At 63.0% G+C, this 25376-nt stretch carries 26 protein-coding genes; 2 read left to right on the top strand and 24 right to left on the bottom strand.

The features are described 5' to 3' along the window. Positions 1-60 precede the first annotated feature (60 nt). From murB to IZV00_RS01295, 14 genes are all read right to left on the bottom strand, one after another. A complete protein-coding gene (gene murB / locus IZV00_RS01360) occupies positions 61-951 on the bottom strand; it encodes a UDP-N-acetylmuramate dehydrogenase (protein WP_196226445.1) in 891 nt (296 codons plus the stop codon). A 49-nt stretch (positions 952-1000) separates the two neighbouring features. Then, the gene (gene murC, locus IZV00_RS01355) at positions 1001-2422 is read right to left on the bottom strand and encodes a UDP-N-acetylmuramate--L-alanine ligase (protein ID WP_196225453.1); all 1422 of its coding nucleotides are present in this window, start codon (positions 2420-2422) and stop codon (positions 1001-1003) included. Between the two features lie 121 nt (positions 2423-2543). Continuing rightward, positions 2544-3710, bottom strand: coding sequence for an undecaprenyldiphospho-muramoylpentapeptide beta-N-acetylglucosaminyltransferase (gene murG / locus IZV00_RS01350; RefSeq protein WP_196225452.1), 1167 nt, complete (start codon positions 3708-3710; stop codon positions 2544-2546). Further along, positions 3707-4909, bottom strand: a complete 1203-nt coding sequence (gene ftsW / locus IZV00_RS01345) for a putative lipid II flippase FtsW (protein WP_196225451.1) — start codon at positions 4907-4909, stop codon at positions 3707-3709. Before ftsW ends, murG begins: the two co-directional genes overlap by 4 nt. Before the next feature lie 33 nt (positions 4910-4942). Next, positions 4943-6265 carry a UDP-N-acetylmuramoyl-L-alanine--D-glutamate ligase gene (gene murD, locus IZV00_RS01340; RefSeq protein WP_196225450.1) on the bottom strand — a complete coding sequence of 441 codons (1323 nt, stop codon included), beginning with the start codon at positions 6263-6265 and terminating at the stop codon, positions 4943-4945. 5 nt (positions 6266-6270) lie between these two features. Then, positions 6271-7344: a phospho-N-acetylmuramoyl-pentapeptide-transferase gene (gene mraY, locus IZV00_RS01335; protein ID WP_196225449.1), complete on the bottom strand. Its 1074-nt coding sequence runs from the start codon at positions 7342-7344 to the stop codon at positions 6271-6273. Then, a complete protein-coding gene (locus IZV00_RS01330; protein ID WP_196225448.1) occupies positions 7344-8723 on the bottom strand; it encodes a UDP-N-acetylmuramoyl-tripeptide--D-alanyl-D-alanine ligase in 1380 nt (459 codons plus the stop codon). The genes mraY and IZV00_RS01330 overlap by 1 nt, the downstream gene beginning before the upstream one ends. Next, positions 8720-10162 carry a UDP-N-acetylmuramoyl-L-alanyl-D-glutamate--2,6-diaminopimelate ligase gene (locus IZV00_RS01325; protein ID WP_196225447.1) on the bottom strand — a complete coding sequence of 481 codons (1443 nt, stop codon included), beginning with the start codon at positions 10160-10162 and terminating at the stop codon, positions 8720-8722. The genes IZV00_RS01330 and IZV00_RS01325 overlap by 4 nt, the downstream gene beginning before the upstream one ends. Position 10163: 1 nt before the next feature. Next, the gene (locus IZV00_RS01320; protein ID WP_196225446.1) at positions 10164-11876 is read right to left on the bottom strand and encodes a peptidoglycan D,D-transpeptidase FtsI family protein; all 1713 of its coding nucleotides are present in this window, start codon (positions 11874-11876) and stop codon (positions 10164-10166) included. Then, positions 11876-12526, bottom strand: a complete 651-nt coding sequence (locus IZV00_RS01315; RefSeq protein ID WP_196225445.1) for a colicin transporter — start codon at positions 12524-12526, stop codon at positions 11876-11878. The genes IZV00_RS01320 and IZV00_RS01315 overlap by 1 nt, the downstream gene beginning before the upstream one ends. After that, complete coding sequence (rsmH, locus tag IZV00_RS01310; protein WP_196225444.1) at positions 12523-13494, bottom strand: 16S rRNA (cytosine(1402)-N(4))-methyltransferase RsmH; 972 nt, start codon at positions 13492-13494, stop codon at positions 12523-12525. Before rsmH ends, IZV00_RS01315 begins: the two co-directional genes overlap by 4 nt. After that, complete coding sequence (locus IZV00_RS01305) at positions 13491-13988, bottom strand: division/cell wall cluster transcriptional repressor MraZ (protein WP_196225443.1); 498 nt, start codon at positions 13986-13988, stop codon at positions 13491-13493. The genes rsmH and IZV00_RS01305 overlap by 4 nt, the downstream gene beginning before the upstream one ends. A gap of 468 nt (positions 13989-14456) precedes the next feature. Then, a complete protein-coding gene (locus IZV00_RS01300) occupies positions 14457-14762 on the bottom strand; it encodes a hypothetical protein (protein WP_196225442.1) in 306 nt (101 codons plus the stop codon). 40 nt (positions 14763-14802) lie between these two features. Beyond that, the gene (locus tag IZV00_RS01295) at positions 14803-15798 is read right to left on the bottom strand and encodes a cysteine synthase A (protein WP_196225441.1); all 996 of its coding nucleotides are present in this window, start codon (positions 15796-15798) and stop codon (positions 14803-14805) included. 185 nt (positions 15799-15983) lie between these two features. On the opposite strand from IZV00_RS01295, the gene IZV00_RS01290 reads away from it, so the two are divergent. Next, a complete protein-coding gene (locus IZV00_RS01290) occupies positions 15984-16898 on the top strand; it encodes a cell wall hydrolase (RefSeq protein WP_196225440.1) in 915 nt (304 codons plus the stop codon). 338 nt (positions 16899-17236) lie between these two features. Next, positions 17237-17365, top strand: a complete 129-nt coding sequence (locus tag IZV00_RS01285; RefSeq protein WP_196225439.1) for an entericidin A/B family lipoprotein — start codon at positions 17237-17239, stop codon at positions 17363-17365. 53 nt (positions 17366-17418) lie between these two features. Here IZV00_RS01285 and tatC read toward each other — a convergent pair whose 3' ends face one another. The 10 genes from tatC to IZV00_RS01235 form a co-directional block, all read right to left on the bottom strand. Then, positions 17419-18213 (bottom strand): twin-arginine translocase subunit TatC, encoded by a 795-nt coding sequence (gene tatC / locus IZV00_RS01280; protein ID WP_196225438.1) that lies wholly within the window; start codon positions 18211-18213, stop codon positions 17419-17421. Then, positions 18210-18635: a Sec-independent protein translocase protein TatB gene (tatB, locus tag IZV00_RS01275; RefSeq protein ID WP_196225437.1), complete on the bottom strand. Its 426-nt coding sequence runs from the start codon at positions 18633-18635 to the stop codon at positions 18210-18212. The genes tatC and tatB overlap by 4 nt, the downstream gene beginning before the upstream one ends. Positions 18636-18666: 31 nt before the next feature. Continuing rightward, the gene (locus IZV00_RS01270) at positions 18667-18909 is read right to left on the bottom strand and encodes a twin-arginine translocase TatA/TatE family subunit (RefSeq protein WP_196225436.1); all 243 of its coding nucleotides are present in this window, start codon (positions 18907-18909) and stop codon (positions 18667-18669) included. Between the two features lie 29 nt (positions 18910-18938). Further along, a complete protein-coding gene (gene scpB, locus IZV00_RS01265; protein WP_196225435.1) occupies positions 18939-19532 on the bottom strand; it encodes an SMC-Scp complex subunit ScpB in 594 nt (197 codons plus the stop codon). Then, on the bottom strand, positions 19529-20311 hold the full coding sequence (locus IZV00_RS01260; RefSeq protein ID WP_196225434.1) for a segregation and condensation protein A: 783 nt from the start codon (positions 20309-20311) through the stop codon (positions 19529-19531). The genes scpB and IZV00_RS01260 overlap by 4 nt, the downstream gene beginning before the upstream one ends. 311 nt (positions 20312-20622) lie before the next feature. Further along, on the bottom strand, positions 20623-21636 hold the full coding sequence (gene nagZ / locus IZV00_RS01255) for a beta-N-acetylhexosaminidase (RefSeq protein WP_196225433.1): 1014 nt from the start codon (positions 21634-21636) through the stop codon (positions 20623-20625). A 70-nt stretch (positions 21637-21706) separates the two neighbouring features. Then, positions 21707-22105, bottom strand: a complete 399-nt coding sequence (locus IZV00_RS01250; RefSeq protein ID WP_230463245.1) for an endonuclease domain-containing protein — start codon at positions 22103-22105, stop codon at positions 21707-21709. Positions 22106-22162: 57 nt separating this feature from the next. After that, positions 22163-22873 (bottom strand): SPOR domain-containing protein, encoded by a 711-nt coding sequence (locus IZV00_RS01245; protein ID WP_196225432.1) that lies wholly within the window; start codon positions 22871-22873, stop codon positions 22163-22165. Between the two features lie 20 nt (positions 22874-22893). Continuing rightward, on the bottom strand, positions 22894-24621 hold the full coding sequence (argS, locus tag IZV00_RS01240; protein WP_196225431.1) for an arginine--tRNA ligase: 1728 nt from the start codon (positions 24619-24621) through the stop codon (positions 22894-22896). Positions 24622-24745: 124 nt separating this feature from the next. Continuing rightward, a complete protein-coding gene (locus IZV00_RS01235) occupies positions 24746-25354 on the bottom strand; it encodes a hypothetical protein (protein ID WP_196226443.1) in 609 nt (202 codons plus the stop codon). Positions 25355-25376 lie beyond the last annotated feature (22 nt).

The raw sequence follows: 25376 nt of genomic DNA, 5'->3' as shown, positions 1-25376 counted from the left end.
ATCCCAGCGTTGGCTGGCGCCGCCCTTCGGGCCGCTGGGATGACGGGAAGGCGGCGCGGGTCACGTCCTCACCCCCACCCGCTGAATTTCCCATTCAAGCTCGATACCGCTCTTTGCCTTCACCCGGCGGCGAACTTCCTCACCTAGCGCCTCGATGTCGGAGCTTGTGGCGTCGCCAAGGTTGAGCAGGAAGTTGGTATGCTTTTCCGAAACCTGAGCGCCACCCAATTGCAGTCCCCGGCAGCCCGCCTCATCGACCAGCGCCCAGGCCTTGTGACCATCCGGATTCTTGAAGGTCGATCCGCCAGTCTTGCTGCGGAGCGGCTGGCTTTCCTCGCGCGCGGCGGCGATGCGATCCATCTCGGCCTGAATAGCGGCTGGATCACCGGGAACACCCCGGAACACGGCGCTGACCACCACCGCGCCTTCGGGCAGAGTGCTGTGCCGATAGGTATAGCCCAAGGCGTCGAGCGGCAGCGTCACCCGCTCGCCGAAACGCAGTACCACGTCGCACTCGACCAGAATGTCGCAGGTTTCGCGCCCGTAAGCGCCGCCATTCATTCGCACGAAACCGCCCACCGTGCCGGGGATCGAGCGCAAAAACTCAAGCCCCGCAATGCCCGCATCCCGCGCGGTTGAGGACACGAGGATACCGGACGCCCCTCCCCCACAGCGGATCGCGGTGGCGTCGATCTGTTCCACCTTCGCGAAGGGTTTGCCCAGACGCACGACGACGCCCGGAACGCCTCCGTCGCGCACGATCAGGTTGGAGCCAAGACCAAGCGCCATCACCGGGACGGCCGGATCGAGACCGGCAAGGAAGTCCGACAAATCCTCAGCATCCTTGGGCTCGAACAGCCACTGCGCGACACCGCCCGCCTTGAACCAGACGAGCGGAGCCAGCGGCGCGTCAGCCTTCAACGACCCGCGAACAGCAGGCAGGGGTGCCACTGTCGTGGTCAACCCGATACTCCCAGCGCGAAGGTTTGGGGCAGGCGCATCAGGCGGCTTCTTTCGCCGCGACGGCCGGTGCCAGACCTGCGGCCCATTTGGTGATGTCACCCGCGCCAAGGCAGATGATCATATCGTCAGCCTGAAGATCATCAGCGATAACCCGGGCCAGATCATCCGCGCCCTCGACCGTCGCGGCGTGGCGATGCCCCCGACGCTTCAGGCCCGCGACCAGCTCGGCGCTGTCCACGCCTTCGATCGGCTGTTCCCCGGCCGGATAGACGGGGGCGGCATAAACGACATCGGCATCGTTGAACGCCTGCTGGAACTCGTCCATCAGGTCGCGGAGGCGCGTGAAGCGATGCGGCTGAACCACGGCGATGACGCGGCCCTTGGCGCCCTCGCGCGCGGCGGCGAGCACCGCCTTGATCTCGACCGGGTGGTGGCCATAATCGTCGATGACGGTCGCGACCCCCTGCCCCGCTGGGATTTCGCCAACCTTGGTAAAGCGGCGCTTCACCCCGCCGAACTTGGCAAAGCCCGTCTGGATCGTCGCGTCATCGATGCCCATCTGCAGCGCCACGCCGATCGCCGCCATGGCGTTCAGCACATTATGGCGGCCGGGCATCGGCATTTCGACACCTTCGATCCGGCGGAGCGAACCGTCGCGCTCGCGGATTTGCACATCGAAGCGGTTGCCGCCGGGGATGGGCTGCACATTTTCGCCGCGAATATCGGCCTGGGCCGAGAAACCATAGGTGACGATGCGCCGGTCCTGCACACGCGGCAGGATTGCCTGCACCTCCGGATGGTCAAGGCAGAGCATCGCCGCGCCGTAGAAGGGCACATTTTCGACAAACTCGACGAAGGCGTCCTTCACCTTGTCGAAGCTGCCATAATGGTCGAGATGCTCGGGATCGATGTTGGTGACGACCGCCAACGTGCCGTCCAAGCGCAGGAAGCTGCCGTCGCTCTCATCGGCCTCCACCACCATCCAGTCGCTTTTGCCAAGGCGGGCGTTGGAGCCATAGCTGTTGATGATGCCGCCGTTGATGACGGTCGGGTCCACCCCGCCAGCGTCCAGCAGCGCCGCGACCATCGAGGTGGTTGTGGTCTTGCCATGGGTGCCCGCGACAGCGACCGTGGATTTCAGGCGCATCAGCTCGGCCAGCATTTCCGCGCGGCGAATGACGGGCACCCGCTTCTCCAGCGCCAGATCGACTTCCGGATTGCCCTTCTTGATCGCGGTCGACGTCACGACCACGGCGGCGTCGCCCAGATTTTCGGCCTTATGACCGATCATCACGTCGATGCCCTTTTTGCGCAGCCCTTCGACGACATAGCCCTCGGCCACGTCGGAACCCTGAACCTTGTAACCCAGATTGTGCATCACCTCGGCGATGCCGGACATGCCGATGCCGCCAATGCCGATGAAATGGATCGTGCCGATGTCGGTGCCGACACCCTTCATGCGCGGGATTCCTTGTACAAACATCCGTTCGCCCAGAACTTGTCGAAGGGCTTCACTTCTTGCTTCACGGAAGAAAAGGGCTTCGACAGGCTCAGCCCGAACGGGGAGAGGTGGGTACTCATCATGCAGGGACGCCCTGCAAATTTAAACTGGTCGGCACCGGGCCGACTTTCAAAGGATCGTTCATGATCGGCGCGGGGCCGATGCTTTCAAGTAGGTCGGCCATGTCGCGCGCCGCATTGGGACGGCCACAGGCACGGGCGCGCTTGGCTGCGTTCTGAAGCGCGCCCGGTTCCATCGCCATCTTCTGCATCTGCTTGGCCAGTTCCACGGCGGTGAAGCGCGACTGCGGGATCGTCCGCGCGCCGCCTGCTTCCGTCATCTCGCGCGCGTTGACGGTCTGATGGTCGTCCATCGCGCTCGGCAGCGGGACGAGGATGGCGGGACGGCCCGCACAGGTAAGTTCCGCCAGCGTCGAAGCACCCGCGCGAGCGATCACCAGATGCGACCAGCTCAGTTTTTCCGGCACATCGTTGAAATAGGTTGCCAAATCCGCCGGAATCTCAAGATCGGCATAGAAGCGCCGCACCCGCTCGATATCTTCGGCGCGGCATTGCTGCGTCACCTGCAAACGGCGGCGCAGGCTGAGCGGCAACATGCCAAGGCCATCCGGCACGACAGAAGAGAGGATGCTGGCGCCCTGGCTGCCGCCGATCACGAGCACGCGGAATACGCTTTCGTCTGTCAGCGCCGGGAATTCCTCGTCCCGCAGCGCCTTCACTTCCTCACGGACCGGGTTGCCGACGAGATGCACCTTGCCCGCATATTTGTCGCGCAGGCGCTCCACCTTCGGGTAAGCCGTAGCGATCGCATCGACGCGACGGGCGAGAAAACGGTTGACCCGGCCCAGCACGGCATTCTGTTCGTGGATGGCGGTCGGGATGCCGTCCGCCAGTGCACCCAACAGCGCAGGCATGGCGGGATAGCCGCCAAAGCCGACGACAGCGGTGGGGCGGAAGGTCTCGTTAAGGCGGCGGGCCATGGCGCGGCCTGCAAGAATGGCCTTAAGCGCGCCCAGCCAGCTTTTCGGGTTTTTCGTCATGCGGCCAGCGGGCAGGACATGCACCTGCGCGCGATCGAAGATGCCGGGGATCTTAGCGCCGCGTTCATCCGTGACCAAAGCAACATGGTGGCCGCGCGCCATCAACTCTTCGGCCACGGCATGCGCCGGAATCATGTGACCGCCCGTCCCACCTGCGGCGAGGACGAAGTGACGGGAAATGCTCATCGACCACTCCATTTGACGACGGTATGCCGCCCCATGAAGGGATTGCGCCGTGTGAACGCAAGCAGCAGGCCGACCCCGATACAAAGGGCCAGCATAGAGGAGCCGCCATAGCTGATAAAGGGCAGCGTCATGCCCTTCGAAGGAAATATCTGGGCATTGACGCCCATATTGATGATCGCCTGCAACCCGAACTGCGTTGTAAGGCCCGCTGCGGCCAGGATCGTAAAATTATCATCCTCGTCCAGCATGCGCAGCAGCACGCGGACGACGATCGCCAGGTAAACGCAGGCGATGCCGATGCAGGCGAGCAGCCCGAACTCTTCACCGATCACGGAAAAGATATAGTCGGTGTGCGCTTCGGGCAGGCGGAATTTCTCCTGGCCGCCACCCGGCCCCACCCCTGTGAAGCCGCCATGGGTGATCGTGCGAAACGCCAGCTCAGTCTGGTCCGGCCCTGTATCCTGCGCGACGCCGATGCCAAGGAAGTCATTGATGCGCTGACGACCATTTTCGTAGAACATGTACATCGCGATCAGGCCAGCCAGCGCCACGCCACCCATCATGCCGATGAACCGCATCGACACGCCGGACAGCAGCAACAGGCAGCCCCAGCAAGCGAGGAAGATCACCGTCTGGCCAAAGTCCGGCTGCTTCATCAGGATCGCCGCGATCAACAGCGTCAACACGCCGGTCAGCGGAATGACCGGCAAGGACATGTCCTTGCCCCGCAGCGAAAGCAGCCAGGCCATGGTGACGACGTAGACAGGCTTCAGAAATTCCGAAGGCTGAAAGCGGAAGCCGGGCAGGTCGATCCATCGCCGCGCGCCGTTCACCGTCGATCCCAGGATCGGCACGCACAGCAACATCACGATGAAAAAGGCGGTCATGAACATGGCCAACCGCCGGGCCTGCTGCCGGGGCAACATCGATATGACCAGCATGATCGGCAGACCGATGAAGACCCACATAAGCTGGCGATAGAAATAGATGAGCGGCGTGACTGAGACACTGCTGGTCGAACGATCGATCGCCGCTACGGGGGAAGCCGCCGCGACGGCAACCAGACCGATCGCCATCAGCGCGACGATCAGCGAGAGAAGAACGCGATCAATCTCCCAAAACCAGATGGCCAGGGCCGTACGCTCGCGCGGAACGGTGCGGTTCTTGAACCCCTTCACCAGTTCGCCTGCCCTGAACATTATAATCGCCCCTTCTTCGCCCCTGCGCAGCCCTTAACCGTCCAAGCCCCCTTCTTCCAGCGCCGTGACGGCCGCGACGAAGGCATCGCCTCTCGCCTCGAAATCCCGGAATTGGTCGAAACTGGCACAGGCTGGCGAAAGCAGCACAACGTCGCCCGGCTGTGCTACACGCGCCGCGCGGCGAACGGCGGCCGATAGCATCTCGCTGTCATTCACCGCCATATGGTCTTTGAGCAGGTCGGCGAACATATGCCCCGCTTCGCCGATGGTGTAAGCGGCTGCGACATTGCCAAACCATGGCGCGCATTCGTCCAGATTGTCTGTCTTTGCCAGACCTCCGACGATCCAGTGCAGGCGCGGCCGACCGTCAACGGGCGGATAGGCCGCCAGTGCGGGCGCCGTCGAGGCGGGGTTGGTCGCCTTGCTGTCGTTGACGTAAAGAACGCCGTTCAGCTCCTTCACGCGCTGCATCCGGTGCGGCAGGCTGGCATAGCTTTGCAGCGCGGCCTCGATCGTCGCTTCATCGATGCCCAGCGCGCGCGCGACGGCGAGGGCTATCGCTGCGTTCTGCGCGTTGTGCGGCCCCTGAAGCGACGGCCAGTTCGCCTGCGCGGCGGGATCGATGTCCCCAGCCTTCACCTCTACCCGGCGAGCGCCCGGCTGGGCCGCGATGGACCGGCTCGATTCATCCTCCGTCGCGATCACCGCGACATGGTCCGGCGACTGCATGGCGAACAGCCTGGCCTTCGACGCGACATAGCCTTCAAAGCCATTATAGCGATCGAGATGATCCGGCGTGATGTTGAGCAGCACCGCGACATCGCAGTCCAGGCTCTGGGTCAGGTCAATCTGATAGCTGGACAGTTCCAGGACATAGATGCCGCCCTCCGGCAACGGCTCCTGCCCCAAAATGGGCAAACCGATATTACCGCCCATCCGGGTCGGAATGCCTGCTGCTTCTATGATATGATGGACCAGCGCGGTCGTGGTCGACTTGCCGTTGGTGCCGGTAATGCCAACCACGCGATGCGCGGGCAGCGTCGGCCGAGCGAGCGCGAAAAGTTCGATGTCGCCGATGACGGGCACGCCCGCGAGCTTGGCATGCATGGCGATCGGATGCTTGTTGAGTGGCACGCCGGGAGAAACAACAACGCCGTCAAAGCCCGCGAGGTCGATCTCCAGCGGGTCCGCAAGTTCGGCCTTGTCCGCGACAGCAGCGCGCGCTTCGTCCCGATTGTCCCAGGCGACGACGCGCGCACCGCTGGCCACAAGCGCCTCTACAGTCGCGAGTCCAGACCGGGCCAAGCCAAGAACCGCATATGTTTTGCCAGCGAAGGCTGAAGAAGTAAGTGCCATCTCGCTCACCGCAGCTTCAGCGTAGCGAGACCGGCAAGGGCCAGCACGAAGGAGATGATCCAGAAGCGGATCACGACCGTCGGTTCGGCCCAGCCCAGCTGCTCGAAATGATGGTGGATCGGGGCCATCTTGAACACACGTTTGCCGGTGCGCTTGTAGAAGAAGACCTGGATGATCACGCTCATCGCCTCGACCACAAACAGGCCGCCAATCACGCCCAGCACGATTTCATGATGCGCGGTCACCGCGATCACGCCGATAGTCCCGCCCAGCGCAAGGCTGCCGGTATCACCCATGAATACGGCGGCAGGCGGGGCGTTGAACCAGAGGAAGGCCAAACCTGCCCCAATGATCGCACCGCACAATATGGTGAGATTGCCCGCGCCCGGCACATGCGGGATGCCAAGATAGGCCGCAAAGTCCGCGCGACCGACCAGATAGACGATCGCCATGAACGCCATGCAGGCGATGATGACCGGCATGGTCGCAAGGCCATCGAGACCATCGGTAAGGTTCACAGCGTTGCCGAACGCCACGATCACGAATGCAGCGAAGAGGAAGTAGAAGGGGCCAAGCTCAATCGCCGGACCATTGTAGAAAGGCAGGTAGAGCGCCGTATTCCCGTGCTGGTTGACGATCAACCAGGCCGCTATGCCCGCAATCAGGAATTCGAACGCCAGGCGCATCTTGCCCGACAGCCCTTTGTGGCTGGCCTTCGTAACCTTGTCATAATCATCGAGGAAGCCGATCGCGCCGAAACCCAGCGTCACGAACAGGCACGCCCAAACATAGATGGATGACAAATCCATCCAGAGCAGCACCGATGTGATCATGGAGGTAAGGATCATCAACCCGCCCATGGTCGGCGTGCCGCGCTTTGCCAGATGGGTCTGCGGACCATCATCACGGATCGGCTGACCCTTACCCTGCCGCACCCGCAGCCAGCCGATGAAGCGCGGACCCAGCACAAGGCCGATGACGAAGGCCGTCGCGATCGTCGCGCCCGCGCGGAAGCTAAGATAGCGGATGAGGTTGAAAACCCCCGCGAAATCCATAGTCTGGGCGAGCCAGTAGAGCATCAGTTCCTATGTTCCCCAAGCGCGGCGACCAGGCGGGACAGGCCGATGCCGTTCGAGCCCTTGACCAATATGGCGTCGCCAGCGCGCATTTCCGTCCGAATGAGATTGGTGGCGGCCGCCGTATCCGGCACATGATCAAAGGCCAACTGCTGACCGTGCAGCGCCTCGGCCAGCGGTTTCATTTCATCGCCCACCAGAATGGCATAGTCGACCTGACCGGCGGCAAGCGGCTCGGCAAGTCCGGCATGGAGTTCGTGGCTGCGATCGCCCAATTCCCGCATGCCGCCCAGCACGGCGATGCGGCGGCTCGCATTTTCCTTGCCCAACTGCTTGAGCGTGGCGGCCATGCTTAGCGGATTGGCATTGTAGCTTTCATCGATCAGCAGCGCTTCGCCGCCCGAAACGGCGACAGACCGCCGCTCGCCACGGCCAGGCAGGCCCGGCATTTCGGCGAGCGCCAGACCCGCAGCAGCCAGATCGCCGCCCAATGCCTCGACCGCCGCGAGCACGGCCAGCGCGTTGGAAACCCAATGTTCGCCGGGCGCACCCACGGTGAAGCAGAGTTCGGCGCTGGGCAGCGTGGCCGTGACCAATGTGCCGCCGTTTGCCGCCGGAACCATGTCACGCGCGCGCACATCGGCCTCTTCGTCAAAACCGAAGGTCAGGATGCGGGAGGCATGCTGCTCCGCCTTTGCGTAGAGCGTCGCGACATGCGGGCTGTCATAGGGAATGACCGCCGTGCCGTCGGGTTCAAGCCCTTCGAATATCTCCGCCTTGGCCTGCGCGATCTTCTCTTCGGTGCCGAAAAATTCGATGTGGGCCGGGGCGATGGCGGTCACGATGGCGACATGCGGCCGCACCTGCCGCGTCAACTGCGCCAGTTCACCGGCATGGTTCATGCCCATTTCGAACACGCCAAAGGCCGACGCGCGGGGCATGCGGGACAGGCTGAGCGGCACGCCGACATGATTATTGTAGCTCTTGACCGACCGATGCACCTGACCCGGACAGCTGCGGTCCAGCGCCTGGAACAGAGCTTCCTTGGTGCCGGTCTTGCCGACTGATCCCGTGACCCCAACCACCTTGCCCTGCATGCGCGCACGCGACGCGCGACCCAGCGCTTCCAGCGCAGCGGCACTGTCGGGAACCAATATATGAGGTTGAGGAACAGGCTCACTGACAATCGCGCCAGCCGCGCCCTGACCGAAAGCCTTGTCGATGTAATGATGGCCGTCCGTCGTCTCGCCCTTCATCGCGACGAACAAGTCACCATTGGTCACTTCGCGGCTATCGAAGGCGACGCCCGAAACGGCGAAGGGTGCCGAAGCGGCACCCCCTGTAGCCTGCGCTATTTCCTCGGAAGTCCAAAGCTCGCTCACCCAGCGCACTCCCGGGCAACAGTGACATCGTCGAACGGCAACACCCGATCGCCGATGATCTGCCCCTGTTCATGCCCCTTGCCCGCGAGCAGCACGATATCATCCCCACCGGCCCGCGCAATGGCGGCGGCGATGGCGGCCCGGCGGCCACCAATTTCCTCCGCGCCCGACGCCCCCTCCATGACGGCGGCGCGAATGGCGGACGGGTCCTCTGATCGGGGATTGTCGTCCGTGACGATGACATGATCAGCCAACTCTGCGGCAACCTTGCCCATCTGCGGCCGCTTGCCAGCATCGCGATCGCCGCCAGCGCCGAACAGCACGATCAGCTTGCCGCGCGTATGGGGCCGCAGCGCTTCGATCGCGGCGCGCAGTCCATCGGGCGTATGCGCATAATCGACATAGATGGGCGCGCCTGCCTTTGTGATCACTGCCCGCTCCAGACGGCCGCGCACCGGCTGAACCCGGCCAAGCAGTTCCAGAACCTTCGCCACATCCTCGCCGCCTGCAATGACGAGCCCGGCGGCGGTCAAGGCGTTCGCGGCCTGATAGGCGCCGATCAGCGGCAGGTTGACCTTGTCGAGCTTACCCCCGACCTCGATTTCCAGCGCCTGGCCCAACTGGGTCGGGGTGCGGTTGGCAAGGCGCAATGCCTGCCCCTGCACCCCGACGCTCAGCACACGAAGCCCCCGCTTCGTAGCTCGCTGGATGACCTTGTCCGACCATGCGTCGTCGGCCCAGACGACAGCGGTGCCATCAGACGCGACGACTTCGTCGAACAGCCGCATCTTGGCGTCGAAATAGCTGTCCATGTCGCCATGATAATCGAGATGATCGCGCGACAGATTGGTGAAGGCGGCCGCCGACACCGGCAGTCCTTCCGTCCGATATTGCGCAAGGCCATGGCTCGACGCTTCGAAGGCTGCGTGGGTAATACCCTCGCGCTTCAGCCCCGACATGTTGGACAGAAACGTAACGATGTCCGGCGTCGTCAGACCCGTCGATACCTGATCGACGGAGGTCGTGACGCCGAGTGTGCCGATCGAAGCGGAATGATGGCCGAGCATGCGCCAAAGCTGGCGGGCCAACTCGACGGTCGATGTCTTGCCGTTGGTGCCGGTGACGGCAACGGTTACTTCTGGGAAAGGCGCGAAATAGCGAGCGGCAAGCAAGGCGAAAAAGCGGCGGGGATTGTCATGGGCGATATGGACCGTCCCCTCCACCTTAGCCTCCGGCCGCGCGACGACCGCAACAGCACCCGCGCGCACGGCGTCGGCGATGAAATCCTCGCCATTCACCCTCAGTCCCTGGAAGGCGCCAAAGACCGTGCCCGGCGCAACCTTCCGGTTATCGATCGCGAAGCCCGACACCGAAGCGTCCAGCGGCGCCCCCGTGTCGAGCTTCACATCCAGCCCCTCGATAAGCGACCCGAGGCGCATCTCAATCCTTGTCCTTGTCCTGCCCAAGCAGGGGCATGAGGTCGGAAATATCGACGTCCCGCCGTTCATCGGGCAGCACACCCAGCATCGGGGCGGTGCGTTCGATCACGCGCTTGACCACCGGCGCGGCCGTCCAGGCAGCCGTGCGCAGGCCGAAAGTCTGCGCGTTGCCCTTAGGCTCGTCCATCATCGTCAGCACGACGTAGCGGGGATTATCCATCGGAAATGCGGACGCGAAAGTCGTCACCAGTGAACTCTTGTTGTACCGGCCTTCTTCAGGCTTCTCGGCGGAACCCGTCTTGCCGCCCACCCGGAATCCCTTGGCGTCGGCGCTGCGACCTGTACCTGCCGCGACGATCATCCGCAACAGCTGCCGCATCCGCGCACTGGTTGCAGCCGAAAAGACGCGATGGCCTTCGGGCACTTCATTGGCGTGCAGCTTGCGCAAGGTGGCGGGCCGCCAGATGCCCCCGTTCACCAATGCCGCATAGGCGGCGGCAAGGTGCAGCGGCGTCACGGCGATGCCATGACCATAGGACACGGTCATCGTCGTTATGCGGCCCCAATTATAAGGCCAGATGCTCTTGGCGCGTTCTTTCAGCTCGATGGGCGCCCGCTGGTCGAATTGCAGATTGCGGAACAGCTGCTGCATCGGCGCGGCGCCCATTTCATCGGCGATCCGCGCCGTTCCGATGTTGGAGCTGTGCACCAATATTTCCGGCACATTGATCCAGCGACCGAGCGCATGGTCGTCCTTGATCTTGAACCCGGCCACCGCAAGCGGGGCGGTCGCGTCGTAGCGCTTCGCCATTGAAGTGACGACGCCGCGATCCATCGCCTCGCCGATCGACAATGGCTTGAACGTCGAACCCAGTTCGTAGCGCGCCTGGACCATATGGTTACAGAGCGGCGATTCGCTGCATTTCTTGCCCGCGTAATTTTGCAGCTTGTTGGGGTCGAACACAGGGATTGACGCCATCGCGATCACTTCGCCGGTGTTTGCATCCATGATGATGCCGCCCGCGCCCTTGGCATTTTGCGCCACCATCTGAGCGTAAAGCTCGCTTTCCAGCGCGCCCTGCACCCGGCTGTCGATCGAAATGGCAAAAGGCTGCCCGCGCAGCGCCGGATCGGTCAGCCGGTCATTGAACGCCGCTTCGACCCCCATGCCGCCCTGCCCGTCGGCATTGGGCGCAAAGCCGAGCACATGCGCCGCCAAGCTGCGCTGGGGATACAGGCGTTCCTTCTCACGGGGAAATTCGATGCCGATCTCGCCCAACGCATTCACCGCCGCCACTTCTTCCGGCAGCGCGCGGCGACGCAGATAGGCCCAGCCCTTGCCCGTCAGCTTCTTGTAGAAAGCCGCTTCGGGTTCATCAGGGAAAATTTCGTGTAGTTTGCGCGCAAGCTCGGCAGGCTCACCAATCAGCTTCGACGGGCGCACGGCAATGGAATAGGCATCCATCGTGCGGGCAAGGGGCACGCCATTACGATCGACGATGTCAGCGCGGGCGGGAAGCAGGCCCGAAACGGCGCCATCGCCGCTAGCGCCATGCGCGAAGATGCCCACCCAGGTGAGCCGTAAAATCACCACCGCCGTGATCGCCATGAACAGGATCAGCAGCAACATCAGCCGGTTGTGCGCAACCGCCGTCAGGTCAACCCGCTGCTTGCCTGCCCTGGCGCCGCCCGGCTGAACGATGATCGTTGCCATCAGCGCGCGCCTTTCTTGCGTTCGCGCGCCGCCTTGGCGCTGATGTCGCCGATGGTGCTGTCGTCAAGCAGCTTGGCATCCAGCATCGCCATCCGTTCCGCGTGGCGAGCCACCGGATTGGGCTTCGACACGTCCGCATCGTCCTTCGCCTTTTCGGCAGCGGTCTTGGCAGCGGGTTTGACAATCTTTTCGACATTATCAGCCGCATGCGCTTCGCGGATCACCGCGATATCGCTGCGGATCTGGGTCGCGGCGGGACTCGCCGGGGCGGCCTGCGGCGCAGATGGCAGGTCGGCAGGGCTTTCGACCATCGCCACCATCACAGGCGGCGCGACATAGTCGGGGCCGTTAGGCTGGATGCCATCCAGGTTCGCCAGCGCCCGCTCACCGCCCAGATATTGCTGCGCGGTCGGCGTCGCGTACATGAAATCATCCTGATTCCAGCGCTCCAGCTGCCGCATGCTCGCTCGCGCGCTGAACTCCGTTTCCAGATAGCGAATGTCCGCCCGCGCCCGCGCGATCTGCGTCTGCACCTTCATCAGTTCGTTACGCTCGGTCGCGACTTTCAGCGATACCAGATAGGCGCCAAGCGCACCCAGCGCGACGAGCAGTATCCAGATCAGGCTCTGCAACCTCTTCACCGCGATCATGGGCGGGCGCTCCTGGAAGAAGAACTGGACCGGGAAGGAATGGCGGCTGATGTACGAACGGCGCTGCGCAGAGTCGCGGAGCGTGCACGCGGGTTGCGGGCCAGCTCTGCCTCGCCGGGGCGAATGGCTTTGGCCGGTTTGTGAAAGGTAGGCTCGGCGGCGGCCTTGCGTTCCGGCAAATGGCGCGATCCCGCACCTTCCCCGCCACTGCGCTGCCGCAAGAACTGCTTGACGATACGGTCTTCCAGGCTGTGGAAAGTCACCACGGCCAATCGACCGCCCTCTTCCAGCATCGCTTCCGCGGCTTCCAGCCCACGCTCCAATTCTTCCAGCTCGCGATTCACATGGATGCGGATCGCCTGGAAGGTGCGGGTTGCCGGGTCCTTCTTGTCGTGTGGCTTGTGGCCTAGCGCCCGGCGAACGACGCTTGCGAGTTGACCGGTGCGCTCCAACGGACGCGCTTCCACAATCGCACGAGCAACGCGGCGCGAGCGCGGTTCCTCGCCATAGCGATAGAGGACGTCGGCAATCTCCTGCTCAGGGGCGTTGTTCAGGAAATCGGCGGCGCTCATCCCGTTCTGGCTCATCGTCATGGTGAGGGGGCCGTCCGCCTGAAAGGAAAAGCCGCGCTCCGGCCGGTCGAGCTGCATCGAAGACACACCGATGTCGAGCGTCACGCCGGCGACCGAGGTGACACCCCGGTCAGCCAGCAATTGCTCCATGCGGGAAAATTCCCCGGCGATCAGGGTGATGCCCTTCTCCTTCGCCAGCGCCTCGCCTTCCCGGATGGCATCGGGATCGCGGTCGAAGGCAAAAACCTTCGCGCCCTGCGCCGCCATCGCACTGGAATAACCGCCCGCGCCGAACGTGCCATCAACATGAATCTCGCCGGGGTTGATGGCGAGGGCGTGCAGCACTTCGTTGAGCAGAACCGGGATGTGACGATCCAGATCGGCAGGAGCGGTCACTTGCCGTCCCCCGCCATGCGCTGGTCCAGCCAGCGGCGCACCTTGTTGCGGATCAGTTCGGGGCGATCCTTGCTGTCGACCAGCGTTTCCGGCTTCCAGATCTGGATATAGCGACCCACGCCATAGAAGAAGACAGCATCGGTGATGCCATATTCATCCTTGATGTCCGGATGCATGGCAAAGCGGCCGCCGTCGTCGAAATTCACCTCCTCGATCGTGCCGAGTCGGCGTTCCAGCTCCAGGTCGGCATTATAGTCGCGGCCATGCGCCCGTGCTTCGCGAGCCAGTTCCTCGACTTCGGTGAACAGGAAACGGCGATGCGATTCTCCAAAGCCCGTGGCGCAGGGGTTGTCGCCATGGACGGAGAGATACAGCCGCGTTTCGCCGCCGCTGGACAGCTTGACCTGCCGACGCATCTCCAGAGGCAGCACGAACCGGCCCTTGCCGTCCGCTACGCTGAACGCGTTGCCTGTAAAGAGAATGATTTCCGGCACGTGCGGACTGCTGCCCCTCTGTTCGCAGGGGCGCAGGCAGCCGCTCACCAACCCGCGTCATTGCGGCCCGGTGCGCAGGACTAGCAAAGCCTGACAAACCCCTATGCGTTTTAGATACCAAGGGCCGGGGCACAAGAAAAGGGAAAAGTCGGGAGATTTTGGGAAATCCCGTTTTGTTCTGGTTCTGTGTTAGTTTTCGCGTTTCTTGAGACGAGTTGGGCCAAGCAACACCTGCCACGCCAACAGCTAAATCACGCAAAAATGGCTGATCCCAACATTGCCCAGAAAATCCCGCCGATCAGCGCCCCTGCGCATATCGCGCGAAGCCACCCGGCCTCCGGCCCAGCATGACAGCGATTAGAACCGGGATCAGCGGGGGCCACCGAGCAGGACCAGGTCGGTCCCAGCCGAAACATCACGAATGTGCGTGGCGCCGCCTTCAGGCAATGCGCGGCTCGGTTCGGACCTTCAGCGGCCGGATGGCTGTGGGTCGCGATCCATCGGCTTGCTCAGATTAGGGTCCGGCTGAAGATCCGGGACGATCGGCTGCTGTTCCGGCGCGGGCTGCACGCCCAGCTCCGCCAAAGGCTCCTTGGGCGCGACTGCATTGACGTCCAGCGTCGACACGGTGGGCGGCGGGACCGCCGGATCATCGATCCGCGCCTTGTCGATCACGATATTCGCCAGACCCACGAGGAGCACCACGCCCGCCAGCCCTGTCAGGCCGATCTGGACACGCTGCAACCCTTCCTGTCGGCGGGGATGTTCAGCCATTAAGCGCTCTTTATCTTTTCGCCGCGACCCTTGTCGGCGATCAGCGATTGTGCGCGAGCCAGGGGAAGACCGTCAAGCCCTTCGCTTCCAGCCACTCACGATTGTAGAGGGTGGACAGATAACGGAAGCCCGTGTCGCACAGGATGGTGACGATCCGCTTGCCTGGGCCCAGCTCACGTGCCAGCGACACCGCGCCTGCGACGTTGATCCCTGACGACAGACCAAGGCACAGCCCCTCCTCCGCCAGCAATCGCTCGACCCAGTGCAGTCCTTCCTCATCGGAAATGCGGAACTGGGTGTCGATCGGCGCGCCTTCCAGATTGGCGGTGATACGGCCCTGCCCGATGCCCTCGGCCACCGACGATCCCTCCGCCTTCAACTCGCCATGGGCATAATAATTATAGAGCGCCGCGCCATAGGGGTCGGTCAGCGCAATGGTGATATTCTCGTCATGCGCCTTGAGGCCAAGGCCAACACCCGCGATCGTGCCACCCGTCCCCGCCGCGCAGGTGAAGCCGTCGATCTGCCCCTCCAGCTGTTGCCAGATTTCCTCGGCCGTACCGACGATATGCGCCTTGCGATTCGCGATATTGTCGAACTGATTGGCCCAGACCGCATTCTCCGTCTCTTCGGCGATCCGCCGGGACGTGTGGACGAAATGACCGGGGTTGGAATAGGCTGCGGCAGGCACGGTCACCAGCTCGGCGCCCAGTGCGCGCAGCGTGTCCATCTTCTCCCGGCTCTGGGTCTCGGGCATGACGATGATCGTCTTATAGCCTTTCGCATTGGCGACCAGCGCCAAGCCGATGCCGGTATTGCCCGCCGTCCCTTCGACGATCGTGCCGCCCGGCTGCAACAGCCCCTTTTCCTCCGCATCATTGACGATGAAGAGCGCGGCACGGTCTTTCACCGACGCGCCGGGATTGGCGAATTCGCACTTGGCGAAAATGTCGCAGCCCGTCTCTTCCGATGGACCGGTAAGGCGTACCATCGGCGTGTTGCCAATCAGGGCGAGGCTATCATTCTGAACCAGCATGTCCCCCGCATAGCGGAGCGGATGCACGCTTGCCAAGCAAGGGAATGCTCATCCACCCAAAGAGCCGTTTTCATTGCCGCGCAAAGATCGCATCGAGCGGGAAGAAAGTGGCAAGGCTTTTGCGCTAAGGACAGGTCATGCGGCACACCGCCGCAATGAATTTGTGAAAGCAGACGGCTTCAGACATGGCGCGCGCGCGATTATGGCATATGGCATTGGCCGCCCTGGCGCTGATCGCGCTTGCCTTGCCGCGCCTGATCACGGCCGCTCCGCTCGATATGCTGGCTGACGTAGCGTCACGCAATGCCGTCGCGGAAAGGCCGGGCGAAAATTTCCCCGGCTCCGCCTACTTCTTCGTTGACGGCGTCTTTCAGGATCTCCCCGCTTCACCCGGCAACAGCCAGCATGTCCTGAAGCTCGAGACGGTCAATGCCGCTCCGGCCGCTGCCTTTCGCGGGCAAACACCACTGGACAGCTACCGGGCAATCAACTGCCTTACCTCCGCCATCTATTATGAAGCTGGCAACGAACCCGAAGAAGGCCAGCGCGCCGTCGCTCAAGTCGTTCTCAACCGTGTTCGTAACCCCCTCTGGCCACATAGCGTCTGCGGCGTCGTCTATCAGGGGTCGGAGCGCACCGATTCCCTTTGCCAATTCACCTTCAGTTGCGACGGATCCATGGGACGGGCCAACCATGTGCAAAGCTGGACGCGCGCGCGCCGGATAGCGGAACAGGCACTCGCGGGTCGTGTCTATGCTCCGGTGGGACTTTCGACCTTCTACCACACGCTGGCCGTCCATCCAGGATGGGCTGCATCGAAGCGCGCCGTCGCCGTAATCGGCGCTCACATCTTCTATCAGATGCCCGGATTTCACGGAACGGAGGCGGCGTTTCGCATTCCCTACCCCGGCCGGGAATGGCAGTCAGGCCCCTCTCTTCGCGCTTGGCCGACCAGTCCACGCGCCGCTGAGCGCTATGCCGAACCCGTCGGTGCCGATGTTGCAGCGCCTATCATTGTTCCGCCCCCAGCGCCTCAAGACACGCTGCCGCCGTCCACCATCCGACCCGAATATAGAAACAGCGGACGGCCGCTCATCTGAAGGAGGCAGCGGGAGATATTTTGGCTGAATAGCCAATTATCTGATTTTGCTGGAAAATAAAAATATCGCGAGAATGAAAAAACATCGGAACCAAATCTCGCGATGGAGGGTTCTGCATACCGGATAGCAAATCTTTTGCCCCCCGCTCTTGCTATCCAAAAAAACATGAGCCCGGAACGCATCTCCCCCCCGACGCGTTCCGGGCTCAGATTTTTTGGGCCTTTTCCGATCAAAATCAGATATTTCCGGATGCGGAACGTATTTCGCCGCCGCGGGTTCTCATCCCCAGCCCCCGGACAGCGAGGCTGTCCGGCTCGAGTTTTTTCTAGGAGACGACCATGACCAAGAAGATCCTTGCTGCTCTGCTGCTTACCGGTTCGCTGATGGTGGCTGCGTGCAACACCGTCGAAGGCGCTGGCAAAGACGTGCAGAGCGCTGGCGCGGCCGTGGAAGACGCGGCGAAGTAAGCAGCATAAACAGGCTCCCACCCTTGCGGCCCGCCTAATGGCGGGCCTTTTTTTTAGCTGGTGGAGGCGTCGGCTCCGTCCGCGGCTGCGGCTGCGGCTTCGCGGGCCTGCTTGCGATCGGTGAACCAGATCGCGACGATCGTGATTTCGTAAAGCAGCAATAGGGGAATGGCGAGCATCAGCTGCGACACGACGTCGGGCGGGGTTAGTACGGCGGCGAGAATGAAGGCGCCGACGATCATGTAGCGGCGCAGGCCGACCAGTTGGGCGCGGGTGACGAAACCGGCGCGGTTGAGCAGCATCAGCAGGACGGGCATCAGAAAGCTGATGCCGAATGCAAGGATGAACTGCATGACTAATGTGAGGTAGGCATCAGCGCTAGGGAGCGCCTCCACCTTGAGGCCGCTGCTATTCCCTTGAAATTCCAGGAAAAAATGGAACGCGGTCGGCATCACGATATAATAAGCGAGGCTGGCGCCCATCAGGAACAGCACCGGGGTCATCACCAGAAATGGTAGTAACGCCTTCTTTTCCTTGGCATAAAGGCCCGGAGCGATGAAGGCCCAAAGCTGGTTCGCGATGATCGGGAAGGAAACGCAGAAAGCCCCGAAGATCGCCACTTTCACCTGCACGAAAAAGGCTTCGTACAGCTTGGTATAGACCAGCCGCCCACCCGCGTCGCCAAAGGCTTCCTTCAAAGGATGCACCAGAAAGGCGAAGAGCTTGTCAGAAAAATAGAAACAGACCGCGCCGGTGATGAACAACGCCCATACGCATTTCAGCAGCCGTCCCCGCAATTCGATCAAATGGTCGAGCAGCGGCGCCTTGCTATCATCGATGTCCTTCATGCCTGCGCGTCACCCTTACCGGCCGGAGCGGACTGCGCCGCGATATAGGGTGGACCGTCGGCGGCGGGAGCCGGAGCAACAGGCGCCGATTGGGCCACGAAGGGCGGGGGAGATGTGGAGGCGGCGGGCGCGGGATCGCTGGAAGACCCCGGCAATGGCTCCATCGCGGGAGTGGCGGAAGTGTCGGCTGGATGCTCCTGCATGATCCGCCGGTTCTGATCGGCCCACTTCTTTTCCAGTTCTTCCATCTCGACTTCTCGCACCATGGCATCGATGCCGGTACGAAAATGGCGCGCCATTCCGCGCGCCTTGCCGACGATCTGCCCGACCTTGTACAAGGCGCGCGGCAAATCCTTTGGACCGATCACGACAACCGCGATGATCACGATCAGTAGAAGTTCGGACGAGCCGATATCGAACATGCGCGCCTACCGCTTGGGCGTGAAATGAAAATCAGGCCTTGGTCTTTTCCTCGGACGTGGCGGTCGGTGCGTCTTGTTCAGGGACACGATGTCCTTCGATCCGGGTAGCGGGCTTGGCGGGCGCGATGTCGTCATCATCGTCAGCCATGCCCTTTTTGAAGCTCTTGATGCCCTTGGCAACGTCACCCATCAGCCCGGAAATACGGCCGCCGCCAAACAACAGCATGACCACCAGGAGAACGATGACCCAGTGCATCAACGAAAAGGAACCCATTTTAACTTTCTCCTGAAAGGAAGCCCTTTCTAGGCTTCTTCCTCATCATTTTCCAGAACGGATTGAGCCCCCAGGCCCTCCAGCGCAAGATCGACCGGATCGAGCAATCCGGCAGCACGCAGATCGTCCACACCCGGCAGATCCCGGCGGCTGCTAAGCCCGAAATGTGACAGAAATTCGTGCGTGGTGGCGTAAATCAATGGACGGCCCGGCACTTCCCGCCTGCCCGCTGGCCGGACCCAGCCCGCTTCCATCAGCACGTCCAGCGTTCCCTTGGCCACCTGCACACCGCGAATGGCCTCGACCTCCGCGCGGCTGACAGGTTCATGATAGGCGATGATGGCCAGCGTCTCCATCGCCGCGCGGGACAGCTTGCGCGTCTCATCCTTTTCCCGCCGCAGGATATGGGCAAGGTCCGCCGCCGTCTGAAAATGCCAGCGCCCGCCGCGTTCGACCAGATTGATGCCGCGCCCGGCATAATGATCCGACAGCGCGGCAAGCGCGGCGGCGATGTCCCCGGCATCCCCCACATGTTGCCGCAGTTCGATGGTAGTCAGAGGATGTTCGGCAACGAACAGGGCGGCCTCCACCGCGCGCATGAAATCGTCCGGTTCCTGCATCACAACAAACGTCCCCCATTTTGTTCGGGCAGCGCGGCGCGCAGGTAAATGGGCTCAAAAATGCCGTCCTGCTGGATATCCAACCGCCCCTGCCGCGCCAGTTCCAGCGCCGCGACAAAGCTGCTGGCGAGCGCGGATTTCGCCATTGGCCCGTCCTGACCATCGGGCAGGAAGGATTCCAGCACCGTCCAATCGATCGCCGACCCCACCAAAGCGCCGACACGCTGGATGGCTTCGTCCAGGGTCATCACCGGCCGGGCGACGACCATGTGGACGACCGGCTGCGTCCGTGCGCGCACCTGCCCGTAACATTGCAGGAGATCGTAGAGGCTGGCGGCCCATTTCGCCTTGCGCACCAGGCGTAGTCCCTCCGGACGGGGGCGGACGAACACGTCGCGGCCGACGCGATCGCGCGCCATCAGGCGGGCACCGGCCTCTCGCATGGCCTGCAACCGCTGGAGCCGCAATTGCAGGCGCAGCGCCAGTTCGTCGGGGTTGGGATCAGGCTGCGCTTGCTTGGGCAGCAGCAGTGAGGATTTGAGGTAAGCGAGCCACGCCGCCATCACCAGATAATCGGCCGCCAGTTCCAGCTTCAGCTTCCGCGCGCCCTCAATATGGGCCAGATATTGTTCGACCAGCGCGAGGATGGAGATTTCCCGCAAATCAACCTTCTGCGAGCGGGCCAGCGCGAGGAGAAGATCGAGCGGCCCTTCCCAGCTTTCGAAGCTGACGGTCAGCATGTCTTCGCGTGGCTGCGGTGGAGGGATGAAGAGGTCTTCCATGGTTCAGGCGGCTCTCTGGCGCGCAGGCCGTGCGAAGCGCGATTTTTCATGCGGAGGCGCGGAGACGCGGAGGGTTTGAGGCGCGTGCAGCACTCTGAAAGTTGCCTGGCAAGTGAGAGTGAAGGTAGCGGGATTAGCGGCTTCGCCGGTGGCACCGCCCCTCCGCGTCTCCGCGCCTCCGCGTGAAAATTTATGCGCGCAGAGCCCGCAGAGGACGCAAAGATGCCGCATCGCGCTTTCTCTGCGCCTTCCGCGGGCTCTGCGCGAACATTGAAGCGGCTCCGCCGGAAGGTGATGGACGGCGTTCGCCCTCACGCAGCCACCACGGAGAGCAGGCTGTCGCGGGTAGCGAGCAGCTGTTCGAGGGGCGGGCTGTCCTGATCGAGTTGCGCCGACGCCATGGCGCGGTCCAGCCGGGCCTTCGACCGCGTGCTGATATCGGGAAGACTATTGGCGATGCCGATCATGTCGTCCATCCGTGCCCAGCAGTTGAGCGCCAGGTCACACCCGGCCGCGACGACGCCTGCCGCCAATTCGGGAATGCTGCCGTTCAGCGCCTTCATGTCGAGATCGTCCGACATGAGAAGGCCGTTAAAGCCGATCCGCTGACGAATGATCGTTTCGATAACCGAGGCGGAAAGGCTGGCGGGCAGATCCGGGTCCCAATTGGTATAGATGACGTGGGCGGTCATGCCGATGGCTGCGTCCTTCAATGTCTGAAAGGGCGCGAGGTCGATGGCGAGTTCTTCCTCGCTCGCGGTCACGATCGGCAGCTCATGATGGCTGTCCACCATCGCACGGCCATGGCCCGGCATATGTTTGATGATGCCCACGACCCCGCCCTTAGCCAATCCTTCGAGAGTGGCGCGACCAAGCGCGGCGACCCGCATCGGCTCCGCGCCCAAGGTGCGGTCGCCCATGATGTCGCTGGCCCCGTCCTGCCGCACGTCGAGCAAGGGGAGTGCATCGACATTGATGCCCACTTCGGCCAGCGTCACCGCGATGGCATGCGCATTGGCGCGGGCGGCTGCGATCGCGCTGGACGGGGCGATATCATAGAGGCGATCGAACACGGCGCCGGGCGGGAAGCTGGGCCAGACGGGCACCTGCATGCGGGCGACGCGGCCGCCTTCCTGATCGATCATGATCAGCAAATCGTCGCGGCCGTGAAGGGCGCGCAGGTCGTCCGTCAACGCGCGTAATTGGGCGCGATCGGCTATGTTGCGGCGAAAGAGGATGTAGCCCGCAGGCTGGGCGTCGGCGAAGAAGGCGCGTTCGTCAGCAGTGAGCGTCTCGCCGGAGAGGCCGTAGATTACCGGTTTCATGAGGGCGGATGGTAGCGGCGAAGGAGCGTCGTGTCGAAGGGGTTGTTGGGGCGGGGGTGATGAGCAAGGCTTACTCCCTCTCCCCTTCAGGGGTCGATGAGAGGCACGTGACTCTCATCGAGGTTAGGGAGAGGGGAAGGCGCTGCGCTATGTCGGACAGGACGGCTTCAAGGCTCTGCATAACTTCTGTGTTGGTGAAGCGGATGACGTGCCAGCCTTGTTGTTTGAGATAAGTGGTTCGTTCAGCGTCATGTTGCGCGGTCAAACCGTGGGTGTCGCCATCGATCTCGAGCACCATCATCGACGCGCGGCAGGTAAAATCGGCGATAAAAGGGCCGATTACGGTTTGGCGGCGGAACTTGACGCCAGCGAAGCGCTTGGCGCGCAAGTGATACCAGAGGCGGGCTTCGGCAGGAGTTAGTGAGCGGCGCAGCTGTTTCGCGAAACCCAGCGATTTTCGATCCCGCAACGTTGCTCCCCTCTCCCCAACCCTCTCCCCTGAAGGGAAGAGGGAGCAGTGGGTAACCTAATTCACCACGATACAACTCTCACCAGCAACCTTCAGCTTGCCGCAGAGCGTATTCGCCTGTGCCCCCGCCGTCGCGCGCAGGCGGTAGAGGGTGCTGCCGCCGACCTGCGTAGGCTCGACCGACATGGTGAGCGGAGCCAGATAAGCGAAGCGTTTGGACAGGCGGGTCCAGGCATCGCGGGCGCCGGACTGGCTGCCATAGGCGCCGAGCTGGATCACGGCTCCGCCCTTGTGCACCGGCTGGGCGGCGGCGGGGCGGACGTTGGTTTCGTCGGCGACGCGAGCGGTCACGCTCTGCGACGGTTTGCCGGGCACGGCCTGCCGTGTCTTTGCAGGGGCGGTGGCGGTCACGGGCGCTTCGGGCACGCGGCTGGGATCGATGCGGCCGTCGCGCACGACGCCTTCGCTGGCGGCGAAGCTGGCGTCGCCCTCGCCCTCGAACTTCTTCGCATCAGCCTCGCGGGCGGGGACTTTATAGTCGCCAGCGGGCGCGGCGATCAGCTTGCCTTCGCCGCCGCCAGTCGAACGGTTCTTGAGAAGCCAGACGCCAGCGACCACGCCGCCGAGCAGGACGAGCGCAACCAGGATGAAGCCGAGCAGGCGGACAGGTGACAGGCCCTCATCCTCCTCATCCTCGATACCAGGCTCCAGCCAGGGCAGACGCTCGTCATCGTCCAGATCGAGCCGCCCCCTCGCAAAGTCGCCCATTTATCCGTGCCTCCGCCTGGCTATTGCATTTCCGTCAACGCGGCCACGCCCATCAGGGCAAGGCCATTACGGATGATTTGCCCGATTCCACGGCTTAAGAAAAGGCGCGCAGAAGTTACGTCCGGATCGTCCGTCAGGATGACGCGGGCGCGCGGATTGTCGTTCCCCAGATTCCACCAGCTGTGGAATTCAGAAGCCAAGTCGTTGAGATAGAAAGCGATTCTATGCGGTTCGCGGGCCGATGCAGCCCCTTCCACCACCCGCGGGAACTGCGCCGCTAACTTAACAAGGTTAAGTTCTTCAGTCCCAAGGCGGGACAGGTCGGGCGCGGGAAGTGCAATTTGTGCCTCTTCGGCGCGGCGGCCGAGCGAGGAAATGCGTGCGTGGGCATATTGGACGTAGAAAACCGGATTGTCCTTTGACGCTTCCACCACCTTGGCGAAGTCGAAGTCCATCTGGGCGTCGGCCTTGCGCGTGAGCATGGTGAAGCGGACGACGTCCTTGCCGACTTCGCGGACGACATCGGCAAGCGTCACGAAATTGCCCGCGCGCTTGGACATCTTCACCGGCTCGCCATCGCGGAGCAGGCGGACCATCTGGATGAGCTTGACATCGAAGCGCGCCTTGCCCTCGGTCAGGGCGGCGACGGCGGCCTGGATGCGCTTGACGGTGCCCGCATGGTCGGCGCCCCAGATGTCGATGAGCTGGTCGGCGGTCTGCGCCTTCTGGAAATGATAAGCCATGTCGGCGCCGAAATAGGTCCAGGCGCCGTTCGACTTCTTGATCGGGCGGTCCTGATCGTCGCCGAATTTGGTGGAGCGGAACAAGGGAAGTTCGACCGGCTCCCAATCTTCGGGCGTTTCGCCCTTGGGCGCTTCGAGGACGCCGTCATAGACGAGGTCATGGTCGCGCAGCCACTTTTCGGCGGCTTCGGGCTTTCCGGCGGCTTGCAGTTCGGCTTCGGACGCGAAGATGTCGTGGTGGATGCCGAGCAAAGCGAGGTCGCTGCGGATCATCTCCATCATCGCGGCCACCGCCTTGGTCCGGAAGGGGACGAGCCAATCGCTTTCGGGCGCGCCTACGAACTTGTCGCCATATTCGGCGGCGAGCGCCTGGCCGACAGGGACCAGATAGTCGCCGGGATACAGGCCTTCCGGGATCGCGCCGACATCCTCGCCCAGCGCCTCGCGGTAGCGGATATGGGCCGAGCGGGCGAGCACATCGACCTGGCCGCCTGCATCGTTGATATAATATTCGCGGATGACCTTGTGCCCGGCATATTCGAGCAAGGTCGCGAGCGCATCGCCGACTACCGCGCCCCGGCAGTGACCCATATGCATGGGGCCGGTGGGGTTGGCGGAGACATATTCGACGTTGACGGTGACGCCCGTGCCCATGTCTGACCGGCCGTAATCCGCAGCCTCGGCTTCGATGGCGGCGAGTTCGGCGCGCCAGGTGGCGTCGGTCAGCGTCAGGTTGATGAAGCCGGGTCCAGCGATGGTGGCGCTTTCCACCTCGTCCAGCTTTTCAAGGCCAGCGACGATCTTTTCCGCCAGCGCGCGCGGGTTGGTGCCTGCGGGCTTGGCAAGCACCATAGCCGCGTTGGTAGCGAGGTCGCCATGGCTGGGATCGCGGGGCGGCTCTACCGTGACGGACTTGCGGTTGAGGCCAGCGGGCAGCGTGCCGTCCGCCTCCAGCGCGTCCAGCACGGCGTTCAGATGGGCAGTGAAACGAATGTAGAGAGACAAGGCTGTTTCCTCGAAAAAGCACAAGACCCGTCCGGGCTGGGCTAAAATCGAAGCCTCATCCTTCCCTGCAAAGAAGTAGAGCCCTTCGACAAGCTCAGGGCGAACGGAAGATTAAGGTTCGCTCTTAACGTGTAGCGTTATATCGGAGCTGGTCCTGGGTCAGGTTGAAACCCACGAGCAGCTCGAAACTGGTTCGTTGCAGCGCCGCGCGGACGTCAGGCTGGGCGAAGGGATCGATAGCCGCGTCGGCATCGCCTGCCTTGCGCTTCTGCGTGATCTTCGCCTGAATGTCGGCAGGCAGCGTCGCTGCGGCCTTGTCGACATAGGAGCCCGCCTTTGCGGTCGCTGTCGCGCGATACTGACCTGCGGGGAAGTCCAGCACGACCTGGCCGACACGCTTGGCAACGACGGCGTTGCCGCCACGTACCACGGCGGAGAAGAAGGGCAGCGTCACTTGCCGCGCGGCGGTGGCGTCGGAACGGCGGGCGTTCACCGTAAAGGTCGCCTCGCTGTAGAATTGCGCGCCTTCCGCACAGGTCGCGCGCAGGTCGGTGATGTTCGCCACCACGTCGATCGCGCGGGCGTCGGTGCTGCCAGCAGGATTGAAAAGCGTCACGTCACCCGTATAGGCGGGGATCGCGGCGGTCGGGCAGGCCGATCGGACGGCGACGACGCCACCCGTGGCATCGATTTCTCCCCGGCGCGAGCAGCCCGCAAGGGCAAGGGCGAGCATTCCGGTCAGCGCAAGTCGAGAA

Source organism: Sphingobium sp. Cam5-1, from assembly GCF_015693305.1.
Lineage (GTDB): Bacteria > Pseudomonadota > Alphaproteobacteria > Sphingomonadales > Sphingomonadaceae > Sphingobium.
Note: the sequence above shows the minus strand (reverse complement) of the source record. Positions and strands in the feature narration are given on the sequence as shown.